The sequence below is a fragment of the Streptomyces sp. NPDC086549 genome, from assembly GCF_044746205.1.
GTDB lineage: Bacteria > Actinomycetota > Actinomycetes > Streptomycetales > Streptomycetaceae > Streptomyces.
Map to the genome: position 1 here is coordinate 329,863 of NZ_JBIVBS010000002.1, position 13,523 is coordinate 343,385.

The 13,523-nt window shown below is 70.8% G+C and carries 14 protein-coding genes and 1 pseudogene; 8 read left to right on the forward strand and 7 right to left on the reverse strand.

Annotation, left to right across the window (positions count from 1 at the left end; genetic code table 11):
- Positions 1–465: pseudogene (locus tag ACIPSA_RS08170) on the forward strand (ATP-dependent helicase); the annotation flags it as partial.
- 121 nt (positions 466–586) lie between these two features.
- Positions 587–1,462, forward strand: a complete 876-nt coding sequence (locus ACIPSA_RS08175) for an alpha/beta fold hydrolase (protein ID WP_402630274.1) — start codon at positions 587–589, stop codon at positions 1,460–1,462.
- A 40-nt stretch (positions 1,463–1,502) separates the two neighbouring features.
- On the opposite strand, the gene ACIPSA_RS08180 is transcribed toward ACIPSA_RS08175, so the two are convergent.
- Positions 1,503–2,396: an NYN domain-containing protein gene (locus tag ACIPSA_RS08180; protein ID WP_402630276.1), complete on the reverse strand. Its 894-nt coding sequence runs from the start codon at positions 2,394–2,396 to the stop codon at positions 1,503–1,505.
- A 171-nt stretch (positions 2,397–2,567) separates the two neighbouring features.
- Here ACIPSA_RS08180 and ACIPSA_RS08185 point away from each other — a divergent pair, with 171 nt between their 5' ends.
- Positions 2,568–2,723, forward strand: a complete 156-nt coding sequence (locus ACIPSA_RS08185; RefSeq protein WP_402630279.1) for a hypothetical protein — start codon at positions 2,568–2,570, stop codon at positions 2,721–2,723.
- 90 nt (positions 2,724–2,813) lie between these two features.
- On the opposite strand, the gene ACIPSA_RS08190 is transcribed toward ACIPSA_RS08185, so the two are convergent.
- The 4 genes from ACIPSA_RS08190 to ACIPSA_RS08205 all read right to left on the reverse strand — a co-directional run bounded on the left by ACIPSA_RS08190 (position 2,814) and on the right by ACIPSA_RS08205 (position 5,877).
- Positions 2,814–3,419, reverse strand: coding sequence for a MarC family protein (locus ACIPSA_RS08190; RefSeq protein WP_402630282.1), 606 nt, complete (start codon positions 3,417–3,419; stop codon positions 2,814–2,816).
- A gap of 56 nt (positions 3,420–3,475) precedes the next feature.
- On the reverse strand, positions 3,476–4,333 hold the full coding sequence (locus tag ACIPSA_RS08195; protein WP_402630285.1) for a PHP domain-containing protein: 858 nt from the start codon (positions 4,331–4,333) through the stop codon (positions 3,476–3,478).
- Between the two features lie 109 nt (positions 4,334–4,442).
- The gene (locus ACIPSA_RS08200; RefSeq protein WP_402630287.1) at positions 4,443–5,084 is read right to left on the reverse strand and encodes a DUF6758 family protein; all 642 of its coding nucleotides are present in this window, start codon (positions 5,082–5,084) and stop codon (positions 4,443–4,445) included.
- Between the two features lie 196 nt (positions 5,085–5,280).
- Complete coding sequence (locus ACIPSA_RS08205) at positions 5,281–5,877, reverse strand: suppressor of fused domain protein (protein ID WP_402630290.1); 597 nt, start codon at positions 5,875–5,877, stop codon at positions 5,281–5,283.
- A gap of 508 nt (positions 5,878–6,385) precedes the next feature.
- Between ACIPSA_RS08205 and ACIPSA_RS08210 the strand changes: the two genes are divergently transcribed.
- Together ACIPSA_RS08210 and ACIPSA_RS08215 are read left to right on the forward strand one after the other, a co-directional pair.
- Positions 6,386–7,519 (forward strand): magnesium and cobalt transport protein CorA, encoded by a 1,134-nt coding sequence (locus ACIPSA_RS08210; protein ID WP_402630292.1) that lies wholly within the window; start codon positions 6,386–6,388, stop codon positions 7,517–7,519.
- 40 nt (positions 7,520–7,559) lie between these two features.
- Positions 7,560–8,075 carry a hypothetical protein gene (locus ACIPSA_RS08215; protein WP_402630295.1) on the forward strand — a complete coding sequence of 172 codons (516 nt, stop codon included), beginning with the start codon at positions 7,560–7,562 and terminating at the stop codon, positions 8,073–8,075.
- A 286-nt stretch (positions 8,076–8,361) separates the two neighbouring features.
- Here the strand turns inward: ACIPSA_RS08215 and ACIPSA_RS08220 are convergent, their stop codons facing one another.
- Positions 8,362–9,117, reverse strand: a complete 756-nt coding sequence (locus tag ACIPSA_RS08220; protein WP_402630298.1) for a hypothetical protein — start codon at positions 9,115–9,117, stop codon at positions 8,362–8,364.
- A gap of 217 nt (positions 9,118–9,334) precedes the next feature.
- Here ACIPSA_RS08220 and ACIPSA_RS08225 point away from each other — a divergent pair, with 217 nt between their 5' ends.
- The 3 genes from ACIPSA_RS08225 to ACIPSA_RS08235 are packed head-to-tail and all read left to right on the forward strand — an operon-like array spanning position 9,335 to position 12,474.
- Entirely contained in the window at positions 9,335–10,702 is a 1,368-nt protein-coding gene (locus ACIPSA_RS08225; RefSeq protein ID WP_402630301.1) for a magnesium transporter MgtE N-terminal domain-containing protein, read from the forward strand.
- Positions 10,692–11,297 (forward strand): DUF1003 domain-containing protein, encoded by a 606-nt coding sequence (locus ACIPSA_RS08230; RefSeq protein ID WP_402630303.1) that lies wholly within the window; start codon positions 10,692–10,694, stop codon positions 11,295–11,297. The genes ACIPSA_RS08225 and ACIPSA_RS08230 overlap by 11 nt, the downstream gene beginning before the upstream one ends.
- 43 nt (positions 11,298–11,340) lie before the next feature.
- Positions 11,341–12,474 (forward strand): Mrp/NBP35 family ATP-binding protein, encoded by a 1,134-nt coding sequence (locus ACIPSA_RS08235; RefSeq protein ID WP_402630306.1) that lies wholly within the window; start codon positions 11,341–11,343, stop codon positions 12,472–12,474.
- A gap of 163 nt (positions 12,475–12,637) precedes the next feature.
- Here ACIPSA_RS08235 and ACIPSA_RS08240 read toward each other — a convergent pair whose 3' ends face one another.
- The gene (locus ACIPSA_RS08240) at positions 12,638–13,309 is read right to left on the reverse strand and encodes a hypothetical protein (protein WP_402630309.1); all 672 of its coding nucleotides are present in this window, start codon (positions 13,307–13,309) and stop codon (positions 12,638–12,640) included.
- Positions 13,310–13,523 lie beyond the last annotated feature (214 nt).

Consider the following 13,523-nt stretch of genomic DNA (forward strand, 5'->3'; position numbering starts at 1 on the left):
GAGACGGCCGAGGGCACGGAGGCCAAGCCGCGCCGCACGCGCAAGACCGCCGCCGCCCCCGAGGCAACCACGGAGACCGCCGAGGCCACCGAGGCCACGCCGCGCCGCACCCGCAAGACGGCGGCCGCCGCCGAGACGGCGGTGGACACGGCCGAAGGCACCGAGGCCAAGCCCAGCCGTACCCGCAAGGCCGCAACGGCCACCGTGGACGCGGTCGACGCGGTCGACGGTGTGGAGGCCAAGCCCGCCGTGCGCCGGACCCGGAAGGCCGCCGCCGCGGTGACCGCCGAGATCCCGGCGCAGGCCACGGAGGAGCCGGAGGTCAAGCCGCGGCGTCGTATGCGCAAGGCCACGACGGCCGCGCCCGAGGCCACCGTCGAGGCCGCTGCCGAGACGGCCGAGGCGAAGCCCAGGGCGCGCCGGACCCGTAAGGCCGCGGCGGCCGTGGAGGCCCCGGAGGCCTGATCCGGCGCGACCGGACAACGGTCGGAGAAACAACTCGACGGCCCGGCCCACCTGGTGTGGGACCGGGCCGTCGGTGTCCCCGAACTGCCACGGTGGGCGGGCGCCCGATAGCCTCTCCTCCATGAGCAGGCCTCCTACCTTCGTCCCGCCTCCAGGTGCCCGCGCGTACTCCCTGCGTACCGCGCGCGGTGAGTTCGCCGTCGTCGACGCTCCCGCGGCCGCCGGTGTCGAGCCCAGGGGTGTCGCGCTGCTGCTGCCCGGATTCACCGGGAGCAAGGAGGACTTCAACCCGCTGCACGTGCCGCTCGCGGAGCGCGGATACCGGACCGTCGCGGTGGACGGACGCGGGCAGTTCGAGTCGGACGGTCCGGAGAACGACGAATCCGCTTACGCGCAGGAGGAGTTGGCCCAGGACGTGCTCGCGCAGGCGGAGGCCCTCGGTACGCCCGTGCACCTGCTGGGGCATTCCCTGGGCGGCCAGATCTCGCGCGCGGCCGTGCTGATCGACTACTCGCCCTTCCGGTCGCTCACCCTGATGGCCTCGGGTCCCGCGCAGATCTCCGTCTCCCAGCAGCAGCGCGTGAAGCTGCTGCGGGACGCGCTCGGCGTGATGTCGATGGCCGAGGTCTGGGACGCCATCCAGGCGATGGAGCCACCCGAGGAGACCGAGATCGACGGCGGGCTCGACGACCGGGAGGACCTGCGCCGGCGCTGGCTCGGCAACAAGCCCGCCCAACTCCTCGCCACGGGACGCCAGTTGTGCATCGAGGCGGACCGCGTGGCGGAACTCGCCGCCGTACCGCTGCCGTTCCACGTCCTGTCGGGCGCGCTCGACGACACCTGGCCGGTGACGCTCCTCGACGAGATGGCGGTACGGCTCAGGGCCCGCCGGACGGTCGTCGAGGGCGCCGAGCACTCGCCCAACACGGACCAGCCGCTCGCGACCGCCCACGCCGTCGCCGGCTTCTGGGACAGGGCCGCCGAATCGGGTCGGTGAACGGCTAGTACTGCTAGTACCGCTAGTACTGCTAGTACTGCTAGTACTGCGTCCGCAGGTGCTCCCAGAAGCCGTCCCGCAGTGCGCGGCGCAGGTCCGCCTGGCCGCGCAGGGAGTACTGGAGCAGGCCCTCGGCCTCGACGAGGAGATCCTGGTCGACGGAGCCGGGCAGGTACGGGTGGCCCGGCAGCAGCTCTCCCAGGGCCTCCCGGCCGCGTGCGGAGAGCCACTTCGCGGCGATCTGGGCGCCGACGAAGCGGACGTCCTCGCGGCTCGGCCGGCTGGCCGTGGTTTCGTACGCGGGTACGGTGCGCCGCGAGACGTACGGCTTGAAGAATTCGAGGTCGAAGGTGCGCTGGCTGTCGACCTCCCAGAGCAGGGGCTCCGCCTGGTTGCGCGCCTCGGGGGCCTCGATGCCCCAGAGGTGGACACGGGCGCCGTACCCCTGCGCCGCCTCCACCGCCGACACCAGGTCCTCGTCGCCGCCGATGAGGGCCGCGTCGCTGATGGCGCGGTGGCGGGCCAGCGACTCCAGATCGGAGCGGATCAGTGAATCGACGCCCTTCTGCTGGTTGTTGGCGTTGAGGTTGCCGAGGCGGACCTTCACGTCCGGGAGTTCCGCGATGGACTGCTGCTCGGCCGTGTGGATGCGGCGCCGGGCGCCGTCGTACCAGTAGACCCGGAGCAGCCTGCTGTCCGCGAAGATCGTGCGGGCTCGGTCGATGAGTGCCTCGATCAGGCCCTCGGCGTCGAGGTCGAAGGCGCGGCGGTCCTCGGTCCCGGCGACCAGCCGGCCCGCGGCCGCGTACACGTACCCCGCGTCGACGAAGATCGCATGGGTCGAGGGCGTCTTCGCCACTTCGGCGAGCATGCGCTGCAGCAGCTCGTTCGTGCGGTCGATGCGGGCTTGGAGGGCCGCGAGGTCGTCGTTCATCACCTCCATTGTCCCGGCGGTCACGCTGCGAACACAACCGGTCCCGGTCGGTCTCGCGGCCATCCACTACCGGTCGGTAGTTAGCCGTTCGAAAAATTTCTTTAGCGTAGGGAATGTTTGTAACACGCAGCCCGTTGACTATGACGGAACAAAGCGACGAAGGGAGAGGCCATGCGCTTCGAAATCATGCGACTCGACGAGGTCGACGGGACGACCGTGGACAGCACCGTCGTGGACGCCGCCTCCGTCAACCGGATCGTGCAGCAGGCCGCCGCCATCGGGCAGCGGCTGTGGATCCGGCCGGCCGAGAGCTGCTCGGCCGCGTAACAGGCGCGGATCACCGCACAAGCTTCAGAGCCCCCGTACGGCATCGACTGCCGTACGGGGGCTCTGCGCGTACGCCCGGGGGCCGGACCCTCAGGCGCCCTTGATCACCTGCGTGATGCCGTTGATGATCTGCTGCACGGCGATGGCGGAGAGCATCATGCCCGCGAGCCGTGTCACCAGGACCACGCCGCCGTCCTTGATCACCCGGATGATCAGCAGCGAGTAGCGCATCACCAGCCACAGCACGACGTGGATCGCGAGGATCGCCGACCACACCGACACCTGCGTGGCCACGCTGTCGGCCTTCTGCACGGCCAGGATGACGGAGACGATGGCGCCCGGCCCGGCCAGCAGCGGCATGCCCAGCGGCACGAGCGCGACGTTGACGTCCTTGGTCTGCTTCGGTTCGTCGGTCTTACCGGTGAGCAGGTCGAGCGCGATGAGCAGGAGCAGCAGCCCGCCCGCGATCATCAGCGCGGGGACGGAGACGTGCAGGTAGTCCAGGATCTGATGGCCGAGCAGCCCGAAGACGGCTATCACACCGCCGGCCACGCAGACGGCCTGGAACGCCATCCGCTTCTGCACCTTGGTGGGGCGTCCGGCGGTCAGCGCGAGGAAGATCGGGGTGATCCCGGGGGGATCCATGATGACGAAAAGGGTCAGGAAGAGGGAGCCGAAGACGGCGGCGTCGAACATGGGTGGAGAGACCTTGCGGAAAAGAGGGTGAAGGTGGGCGTGCGGGGGTGTGAGCCTCAGGCTCCGCCGGTCCCCGGCACCGGGAACGCCCCCGTGGCCCGCCGTGTGATCTCCCCGTACACCTCGGGGTCCGTGGTGTACTCGCCCAGCGCCACGGTCTTGCGGCTGCCGTGGTAGTCCGAGGACCCCGTGATCAGGAGACCCAGGTCGGCGGCGAGCCCGCGCAGGCGCGTCCGGGCGTCGGCGTCGTGGTCCATGTGGTCGACCTCGATGCCGTCCAGACCGGCGGCGGCCATCTCGGCGATCGCGGACTCGGGGACCGTACGGCCCCGCTTGGCGGCCGCCGGGTGCGCGAAGACGGTGACCCCGCCCGCGCCCTTGACCAGCCGGATCGCCTCGAAGGGGTCGGTCTCGTGCTTCTCCACGAAGGCCCGGCCGCCGTCGGCCAGCCACTCCTGCGTGAACGCGTCACCGACCGTCGGCACGACACCGAGTTCGACGAGCGCGGAGGCGACGTGCGGACGCCCGACGGAGCCGTTGCCGGCGATGCGCGAGACCTGGTCCCAGGTGACCGGCACGCCCAGCCCGTTCAGCTTGACGATCATGGCCTTGGCCCGCGGCACCCGGTCGTCCCGGACCAGCTCGCGCTCGGCGAGCAGGGCGGGCTCCTCGGGGTCGAAGAGGTAGGCCAGCATGTGCATGGAGACGCCGTCGATACGGCAGGACAGCTCGGCGCCGGTGACCAGGGTGAGCCCCTGCGGTACGGCGGCGATGGCCTCCGTGTACCCCCGGGTGGTGTCGTGGTCGGTCAGCGCGACGACGTCCAGACCGGCCGCGGCGGCATTGCGCACCAGCTCGGCCGGGGTGTCCGTGCCGTCGGAGGCCGTGGAGTGGCAGTGCAGGTCGATGCGCACGACGCGGACTCCAGGCGGTGACGGGGCGGATGGGGACACCTAAGGATAGCGGGATCCCGGCGGTGCCCTGTCACACCCCAAGCCCGCTTGCGCCCCCTACAGCCGACGCTCAGGGTTCCAACAGCCTCGGCGACAGCGCTCCGCACGGCACCAGGTCGAGCTCGGCCCCCGCGTCCCGCAGGTCCGTCAGCACCAGCTCGTCGTACATCAGCAGCCCGGTCTGCTCGGGCCACACGACCGCCCACAGCCACAGCCCGAGCGCCTCGCCCGCGAAGACGGCGCGGTCGTCCGGGGAGCCGGTGACGTGCCACAGCGGGGTCGGACGGCCGGCGGCCAGCACCTTGGCCTGCGGCGGCTTCTCGACGTTCATGTACGGCCCCGGGTCCGGGCCGTCGATGCCGGCGTAGCGCGCGCCAAGGCCGACACCGAGCTCCTCGGCGACCAGGATCAGCTCGCCCATGCCGCCGAGCGGACCGGGCCCCGAACAGGCCACGGCTGTCGCGCGGCCGCCGCTGCGGTCGTCACCCGCACAGGCCACACCCGTGAACAGCCAGCCCACCGGCAGCGGCCACGGCATCCACACCGGCACCTGCGTGCGGTGCACGACGACGCCGAGCGCCTCGACGCTGGGCGGGATCGCGGGCTGTACCGGATGCACGGTCCCGTGCACATCGCACTGCCACGAATCGGCGAAGAGTCCGGGAGCCCTGACCCGGCCACCACACTTCGGGCAACTGGGTTCGCCCCTCATAGGGCTCCACGGTCCTACCCCCGCTCCCCCACGTCAAGGACGATCACCCGTCCGGACGGAACCGGTCACCACAAGGAACCAGACGCACCCACATCAGTTAGTTGACCTAACTTCCTGCATGTACGTCACCATCTTTACCAACTGACTGATTCCAGCCTTGCGTTGGTGAGATCGGTCACTCCCGGAATCGCCGGAGTCAGTCGAGCGGGACGGACTTGCGGCCGGGATCCCGGAGATCCGTCCCGTTCGCGAGCCAGCGCTCCTGGAGGGCCTGGGCGCCGTGCACACGCTTCCAGGCGGCCTCGTTCGGGGTCATCGGGAGCAGCGGCAGGAACCGTACGGGATCCATCGGCTCGTCCAGCTCCAGGTCCTCGACGAGGCCGCCCGGCTCGCCGACCAGGACCGAGGTGAACGGGGCGCCGGGCCACAGCGGCGCGCCCACGTCGAGGGAGGCACCCGGAGCCACCACCACACCCTCCACCTGCGGTGACGCACCGAGGACGGCGAGCGGTCGGAGCACCTTGTCGGTGTCGGCGAGGCCGCCGCGAACCGAGAGGACCAGCTCCGCGCGGGGTCCCTTGACCGGATCGGCGAGCATCGCCGTGGGGTCCGTCATGGGCTGCGCGGACATGCCGAGCGTGGCGTAGCGGACGACGGCGCCCTCCTGGTCGCTGTCCTGGAAACGGAGCACCTCGATGCGGTCCGTACCGAGGAAGGTGACCGCCGCGCGCGCGTCCGGTTCTCCTAGCGCGGTAGTCAACCGCGCCTCGACTAGAGGCAGAACATCAACCATGCGGTGAGCATAGAACTCGTCAGTACCGGGCAAAGCAGCGCCTTGACACTACAGGCGGCTGATACTCTGAGCCGGTGGTTCGGGGCAGCACGCAGAAGCGTCGCGATCGAGTCCCGACGCCGATGAGACTCCCCTACGGGGAATGGATCGTCCCTCACGAGGGACCGGCCGGAGGAGGTGGGGCTGCGATGGACCGAAGTCGACCGTGCAGTACCACCCGCTCTTCCTGCCGTTGATCTGGTTGATCTAGCTGCCTCGGCTCCTCTGCCTGGCCGCCACCTCTCGCATTCGTGCGTGCTCCGGTCGTCGCATGGAAGAGCACTTCGTTTCGTATTGCCTGATCTGCATCAGTAGCCGAATCAGCAGCGAAGCCCGCCACCGCGACGGAGCGGTGCTCCCCGCTTTGTGGACGTGCCAAACATCCCGCAGCAAGGACGTCCCCATTCCGGGCAGTTCCACCCGTCGCAACGGCCTGCGCGCCTCGTTGCTCGTTGCGAAGGAGCCTGCCATGTCGATGATCCGCGACCTGCGTGCCGTCGTCCGCCCCTCCCGTCCGTCGCTGCGCAAGAACAGCCTGCGGATGGACACGAGCGCGTACGACGCCACCCGCGACCCCTCGACCCCCTCGGCCGTCGTCGACTGCGCCGTGTACCGCGACGGCACCCGGATCGACAGCGCCAAGCCGCTGACCCCGCAGGAGGCCATGCGGCTGGTGCGCCGCGACGGCGGGTTCGTGTGGATCGGCCTGCACGAGCCGACCGAGGCCGAGTTCGCCGGTATCGCAAGCGAGTTCGGGCTGCACCCGCTGGCCGTGGAGGACGCGGTGCAGGCGCACCAGCGCCCGAAGCTGGAGCGCTACGACGACTCCCTCTTCACCGTCTTCAAGACCATCCACTACGTCGAGCACGACCGGCTCACCGCCACCAGCGAGGTCGTGGAGACCGGCGAGGTCATGTGCTTCACCGGCCGGGACTTCTTCATCACCGTCCGGCACGGCGGACAGGGCTCGCTGCGGGCGCTGCGCCACCGCCTCCAGGACGACCCCGAGCTGCTCGCCAAGGGCCCCTCGGCCGTACTGCACGCCATCGCCGACCACGTCGTCGACGGCTACATCGCGGTCGCGGACGCGGTGCAGGACGACATCGACGAGGTGGAGACGGAGGTCTTCTCGCCGGGTCGCAAGGGCGGGGTGTCGCGCGGTGTGGACTCGGCGCGGATCTACCAGCTCAAGCGCGAGGTGCTTGAGTTCAAGCGCGCGGTCTCCCCGCTGCTCCGCCCGATGCAGCTGCTGAGCGAGCGCCCGATGCGGCTGATCGACCCGGACATCCAGAAGTACTTCCGGGACGTCGCCGACCACCTGGCCCGCGTCCAGGAGCAGGTGCTGGGCTTCGACGAACTCCTCAACTCCATCCTCCAGGCCAACCTGGCGCAGGCGTCGGTCGCGCAGAACGAGGACATGCGCAAGATCACGGCCTGGGCGGCCATCATCGCCGTACCGACGATGGTGTGCGGTGTGTACGGCATGAACTTCAAGTACATGCCCGAGCTGCACTGGAAGTACGGCTACCCGGTCATCATGGGCGTCACCGTGGTCCTCTGCCTCGGTATCCACCGCACCCTGAAGCGCAACGGCTGGCTGTGAGGACGGCCGGAGCGGCGGGATGCGTGGATAGGCTGGACGCATGACAAGTGAGCTGCTCGACCAGGCCCTCGTCGAGGAGGCCACGAAGAAGTCCGGCCTCGTCTGGGTCAAGGGCGCCGGGGCTCCGGCCGCCCGCGCCCTGTGGCACGTGTGGCACGAGGGCGCGGTGTGCCTGCTCGGCGACGGCCCCGGGGAGCAGCCGCTGCCCGGACTGGTCGACGGGGGCTCCGCCGAGGTGACCGTGCGCAGCAAGGACAAGGGCGGCCGGCTCGTCTCCTGGACGGCGGCCGTCTCCGAGCTGCCGGCCGGCTCCGCCGAGTGGGACGCCACGGTGGCCGAGCTCAAGGGCAAGCGCCTCAACGCACCGGACGGCGAGGCGATGACCGACCGCTGGGCCCGCGAGTGCCGCGTGTTGCGCCTGGTGCCGACGGGTTCCACGGCGGCGCTGCCCGACGGCAGTCTGGCCGAGCCCCCGCTGCCGTCTCCGGCGACCACCCGCCGGCCGATCCCCGCGGGGCTTCCGCGGCTGCTCGTGAAGCGGCGCAAGCGCAAGTAGCGCCACCGCCCGAAGACAGTCTGCCCAGGGCCCGCTGCCGCCCCTGGCCGAACCCCGCCACGCCTCGGCGGCCGCTCGTGCCGTGACGCAAGCGGAAGTGGCACCACCAGCGCCACCGCCACCGCCACCGCCACGAAAAGGCGACGCCGGGCGCCGCAACCGCGACCGCCGGAACAGCGAACCGCCTGATGCTCCGCCGGACGACCGCAGCCTTCACGGCACCGCCGCCCGACGGCAGCCTGCCCCAGGCCCGCTGCCGCCCCGGCCACCACCCCCGACCGGGGGCCTACGACGTCGGCAGCTGCTTCCCGTAATCCACGGTCTCGTTCTTCGCGGGCTGTGTCACGGCGAAGTCCTTCCCCCAGTCCGAGAAGCTGAGCGTCCCCGCGCCGCCGGCCCGCACCAGGCGGAGCGGATACGGCTTGCCCTCCAGGGAGACGTCCAGCGTGCCGCCGGAGCCGCTGTCGCCGGTGATGCGGATGGTGGGGGTGCCGGACTGGTCGTGGTGGCCGTCCGTGGCCAGCTTGCCGTGCAGGCTCAGCAGACCGTCGAGGAGGACGGCCTTGTCCGTGAAGCCGCTGAACCTCTTGTAGGCGGGATCGCCCTGCGGCACCTTCACGTACTTGCCGCCGAGCTTGCCCGCGGCCGCCGCGTCCCCGCTCTTGTGGCCGGTGCCGTCCGCGTGGCTCCAGAAGTCCGCGTCGGCCTTCAGGTACAGCCGCTCACCGATCCGCAGCACATGGAAGGTCGCCCCCTCCGAGGTGACCGACCCGGTACCGCCCTCCGACTTCAGGCGCATGTCCAGCTGGTACGTGTGCCCGCTGGTGACGACCGTCCCGGACAGCCGCACCGCGTCGACGGAGCCCGCGGCCGCCTTCGTCCTGCTCTGGATCTTGTCGGCGGACAGCTTGCCCACACCGTTGGTGCCCGCGTCCGGATCCTCGCTGCACCCCGAGAGCGCCACCGTTCCCGTCACCACCAGGGCACATGTCGCGGTCACCAGCGCGGCGCGGCGGATACGGCCCTGGGGAATCGCAGTCACAGGTGGGGCTGCCTTTCTGACGGGTCCTGAGCGGCGTACGGCAGCGTACCCGGGCCGCACCCGTCCAGCGGAGCCAGTCCGTCCGGACCGCTCGCCAGGGCGTGCCCGATCGGGACGGGCTAGCCTGAAGCCCACCGAGCGGGCAATTCGGAAAAGGAACGCAATCGGCAGCATTCCTGTACGCAACAGCACTCCTGCACGCAAAGGAAGCAGAGCCATGGCAGCCGGGGCCCCCCGGATCTTCGTCTCGCACCTCGCCGGCGTCGCCGTCTTCGACCCGAGCGGCGACCAGGTGGGGCGCGTGCGCGAGCTGGTCGTCATACTCCGCGTCGGCCGCCGGCCCCCGCGCCTGCTCGGGCTGGTCGTCGAACTCTCGACCCGGCGCCGCATCTTCCTGCCCATGACTCGGGTCACGAGCATCGAGTCCGGTCAGGTCATCACCACCGGCGTGCTCAACGTCCGCCGCTTCGAGCAGCGGCCCACCGAGCGGCTCGTCTTCGGCGAGCTCTTCGACCGGCGCGTCAAGCTCGTCGAGACCGGCGAGGAGGTCACCGTCCTGGACGTGTCCGTGCAGCAGCTGCCGGCCCGCCGGGACTGGGAGGTCGACCGGGTCTTCGTCCGGAAGGGGAAGAAGGGCGGCGCCTTCCGGCGTGCCAAGGGCGAGACGCTCACCGTCGAGTGGTCCGCCGTCACCGGGTTCTCCCTGGAGGAGCACGGGCAGGGCGCCGAGAACCTGCTCGCCACCTTCGAGCAGCTCCGCCCCGCCGACCTCGCCAACGTCCTGCACCACCTCTCCCCCAAGCGGCGCGCCGAGGTCGCGGCCGCCCTCGACGACGATCGTCTCGCCGACGTGCTGGAGGAGCTCCCGGAGGACGACCAGATCGAGATCCTCGGCAAGCTGAAGGAGGAGCGCGCGGCGGACGTCCTGGAGGCCATGGACCCGGACGACGCGGCCGACCTGCTCTCCGAGCTCCCGGAGGCGGACAAGGAGCGGCTGCTGAGCCTGATGGAGCCCGACGACGCGGCGGACATGCGGCGCCTGATGTCGTACGAGGAGCACACGGCCGGCGGTCTGATGACCACCGAGCCGATCATCCTGCGCCCCGACGCCACCGTCGCCGACGCCCTCGCCCGGGTCCGCAACCCCGACCTGTCCCCGGCCCTCGCCGCCCAGGTCTACGTGTGCCGCCCGCCCGACGAGACCCCGACCGGCAAGTACCTCGGCATGGTCCACTTCCAGCGCCTGCTCCGCGACCCGCCGTACACGTTGGTCAGCTCGCTCGTCGAGGACGACCTGCAAGCCCTCGACCCCGACGCCGCGCTGCCCGTCGTCGCCGGGTTCTTCGCCACGTACGACATGGTGGCGGCACCCGTCGTCGACGAGGCCGGGGCGCTGCTGGGCGCGGTGACCGTGGACGACGTGCTGGACCACATGCTGCCCGAGGACTGGCGGGAGACGGAGTTCCACCTGGACGAGGAAACCGGCGAGGGAGCAGGCGAGAAAGCGGGCAAGGGAACAGGCGAGGGAGTGGGCAAGGGAGCAGGCGAGGGCGCAAGCAAGGGGGCGAGCGCACATGGCTCCTGAGCGCGAGGCCGGCACACGCGAGCGGACCCCGGTGGGTGCCACCGCCGCCACCCGGCCGCGCACGCCCCGGCTGGACCAGCCGCGCCCGCCCCGGCGCCGGATCGTGCCCGAATGGGATCCGGAGGCCTTCGGACGGCTGTCGGAGAAGATCGCGCGCTTCCTGGGCACAGGACGCTTCCTCGTCTGGATGACGGTCGTGATCAACGTCTGGGTGCTGTGGAACATCTTCGCGCCCGGTGTGCTGCGCTTCGACCAGTACCCGTTCATCTTCCTGACCCTGATGCTGTCCCTCCAGGCCTCCTATGCCGCCCCACTGATCCTGCTCGCGCAGAACCGGCAGGACGACCGCGACCGGGTCAACCTCGAACAGGACCGCAAGCAGAACGAACGGTCCATCGCGGACACCGAGTACCTGACCCGCGAGATCGCCACCCTGCGTACGGGCCTGGGCGAGGTGGCGACCCGTGACTGGATCCGCTCCGAGCTGCAGGACGTCATCAAGGAGGTGGAGGAGCGGCGGCTCCGCAACGGGCATGTCCTATTCCCGGCAAAACACTCGGAACACCCGCCGGAACGTGACGTAGAAGACCACTGACTCGCTTTCCGGGGCCCCCGGCAGGCGCCGTACCATCGTCCTTATGGCTACGGAAGACGCGGTGCGCGAAGCACTGGCGACGGTGAACGACCCCGAGATCAACCGACCCATCACCGAGCTCGGGATGGTCAAATCGGTGGAGATCGGCGAGGACGGGGCGGTCGCGGTCACCGTGTACCTGACGGTCTCCGGCTGCCCGATGCGCGAGACCATCACGCAGCGCGTGACGGACGCGGTCTCCCGGGTCGAGGGCGTCACCCGTGTCGACGTCTCGCTCGACGTCATGAGCGACGAGCAGCGCAAGGAGCTGGCGACCGCGCTGCGCGGCGGCCAGACCGAGCGCGAGGTCCCCTTCGCCAAACCGGGCAACCTGACCCGGGTGTACGCGGTCGCCTCCGGCAAGGGCGGCGTCGGCAAGTCCTCGGTGACGGTGAACCTGGCGGCGGCGATGGCCGCCGACGGCCTGAAGGTGGGCGTGGTCGACGCCGACATCTACGGCCACAGCGTGCCGCGCATGCTGGCGGTGGACGGCCGTCCGACCCAGGTCGAGAACATGATCATGCCGCCGCAGTCGAACGGCGTGAAGGTCATCTCGATCGGCATGTTCACGCCCGGCAACGCCCCGGTGGTCTGGCGCGGCCCGATGCTCCACCGCGCGCTCCAGCAGTTCCTCGCGGACGTGTGGTGGGGCGACCTGGACGTCCTGCTCCTGGACCTGCCCCCGGGCACCGGTGACATCGCCATCTCCGTCGCCCAGCTGGTTCCGAACGCGGAGATCCTGGTCGTGACGACGCCTCAGCAGGCCGCCGCCGAGGTGGCCGAGCGGGCCGGCGCCATCGCGGTCCAGACCCACCAGAAGATCGTCGGCGTCGTCGAGAACATGGCCGGCCTCCCCTGCCCGCACTGCGGCGAGATGGTCGACGTCTTCGGCACGGGCGGCGGCCAGCTGGTCGCGGACGGCCTGACGCGTACGACGGGCACGACCGTCCCCGTCCTCGGCAGCATCCCGATCGACGTCCGCCTGCGCGAGGGCGGCGACGAGGGCAAGCCGGTCGTCCTGACCGACCCCGACTCCCCGGCGGGCTCCGCGCTGCGGTCCATCGCGGGGAAGCTCGGGGGGCGGCAGCGGGGCCTTTCCGGGCTGTCGCTCGGGCTCACGCCGAAGAACAAGTTCTAGGGCTGCCGACCGAAGGACTTACGACGAAGGGGCGCCGTCTTCCATGGACGGCGCCCCTTCGTGCTCGCGCCCCGGACACAGGTCCAGCGTGGTCACAGCTGGAGCACCGCCGGAAAGGACCACCGCCGTACTTCCGCGGCGGTGGTCCCGCTGAGTGCCGTGGCTAGGCGTACGCCGCGATGTCCTTGATCATGGCGAAGCCCAGCCCGTACGCGCTCATGCCCCTCCCGTACGCCCCCACATGCACCCCTTCCCGGGTCGACCCGGCGAGCACCCAGCCGAACTCGGACTCCCGGTAGTGGAAGGGTGTCGGCACGCCGTCGACCGGCAGGGACAGGGTCGACCAGTCCGGGCCGGCGAGGTCGTCCGCGAGGACCCACGCCGTCTCCGTCTGCTGCTCCAGCCAGTCGTCACGGAGGGCGTGGTCCATCTGGCCGGGCCAGGTGAAGGTCAGCAGGCCCACACCGGCCAGCCAGGCCGCCGAGGAGACCGAGGTGGCCTCCAGGAGGCCCGTGCCGTCCGGGCTGCGTCGTGAGGGGTTGGCCGCGACCGTGACCACGACCGCGAACTTCTCCCGGGGCTCGGTCGCCGAGCCGACGGCGTACTCGTTCTTGACGGAGGGTTCGTCGCCGTGCCCGATCGAACCGTGCTCGACGGCGCCGTCGGCCGCCGTACCGACCTGCATCAGCCAGCGCGACCCCGTGAAGGCCTCGTCGAGGCCGTACCACGGGAAGGGCGCCAGCAGGTAGCCGTCGACCGTGCGCCGGGCGGAGGGGACCGGCTGGCCGCCCTCCGCGCCCGGCGCCTGCGCGACTGCCTGACTTGTCGTCTCCATGTGCCCGGACGCCTCCTCGCTCTCGTCGGACCGGGGCGGCCCGCCCCCCTTCGGGCGTACTCGTCCGGTCCGCACAACAACTCGGCAGCATATCCACACCACTCCGAGCAGCAGGGAAACCATCCGGTGCGTGGGTCGCACGCGCGGCCGGTTCACGCCGCACACGGCGCATACGGGGTATGAAACGCGTCACGTCCCGGCGCGGGGGCGCACT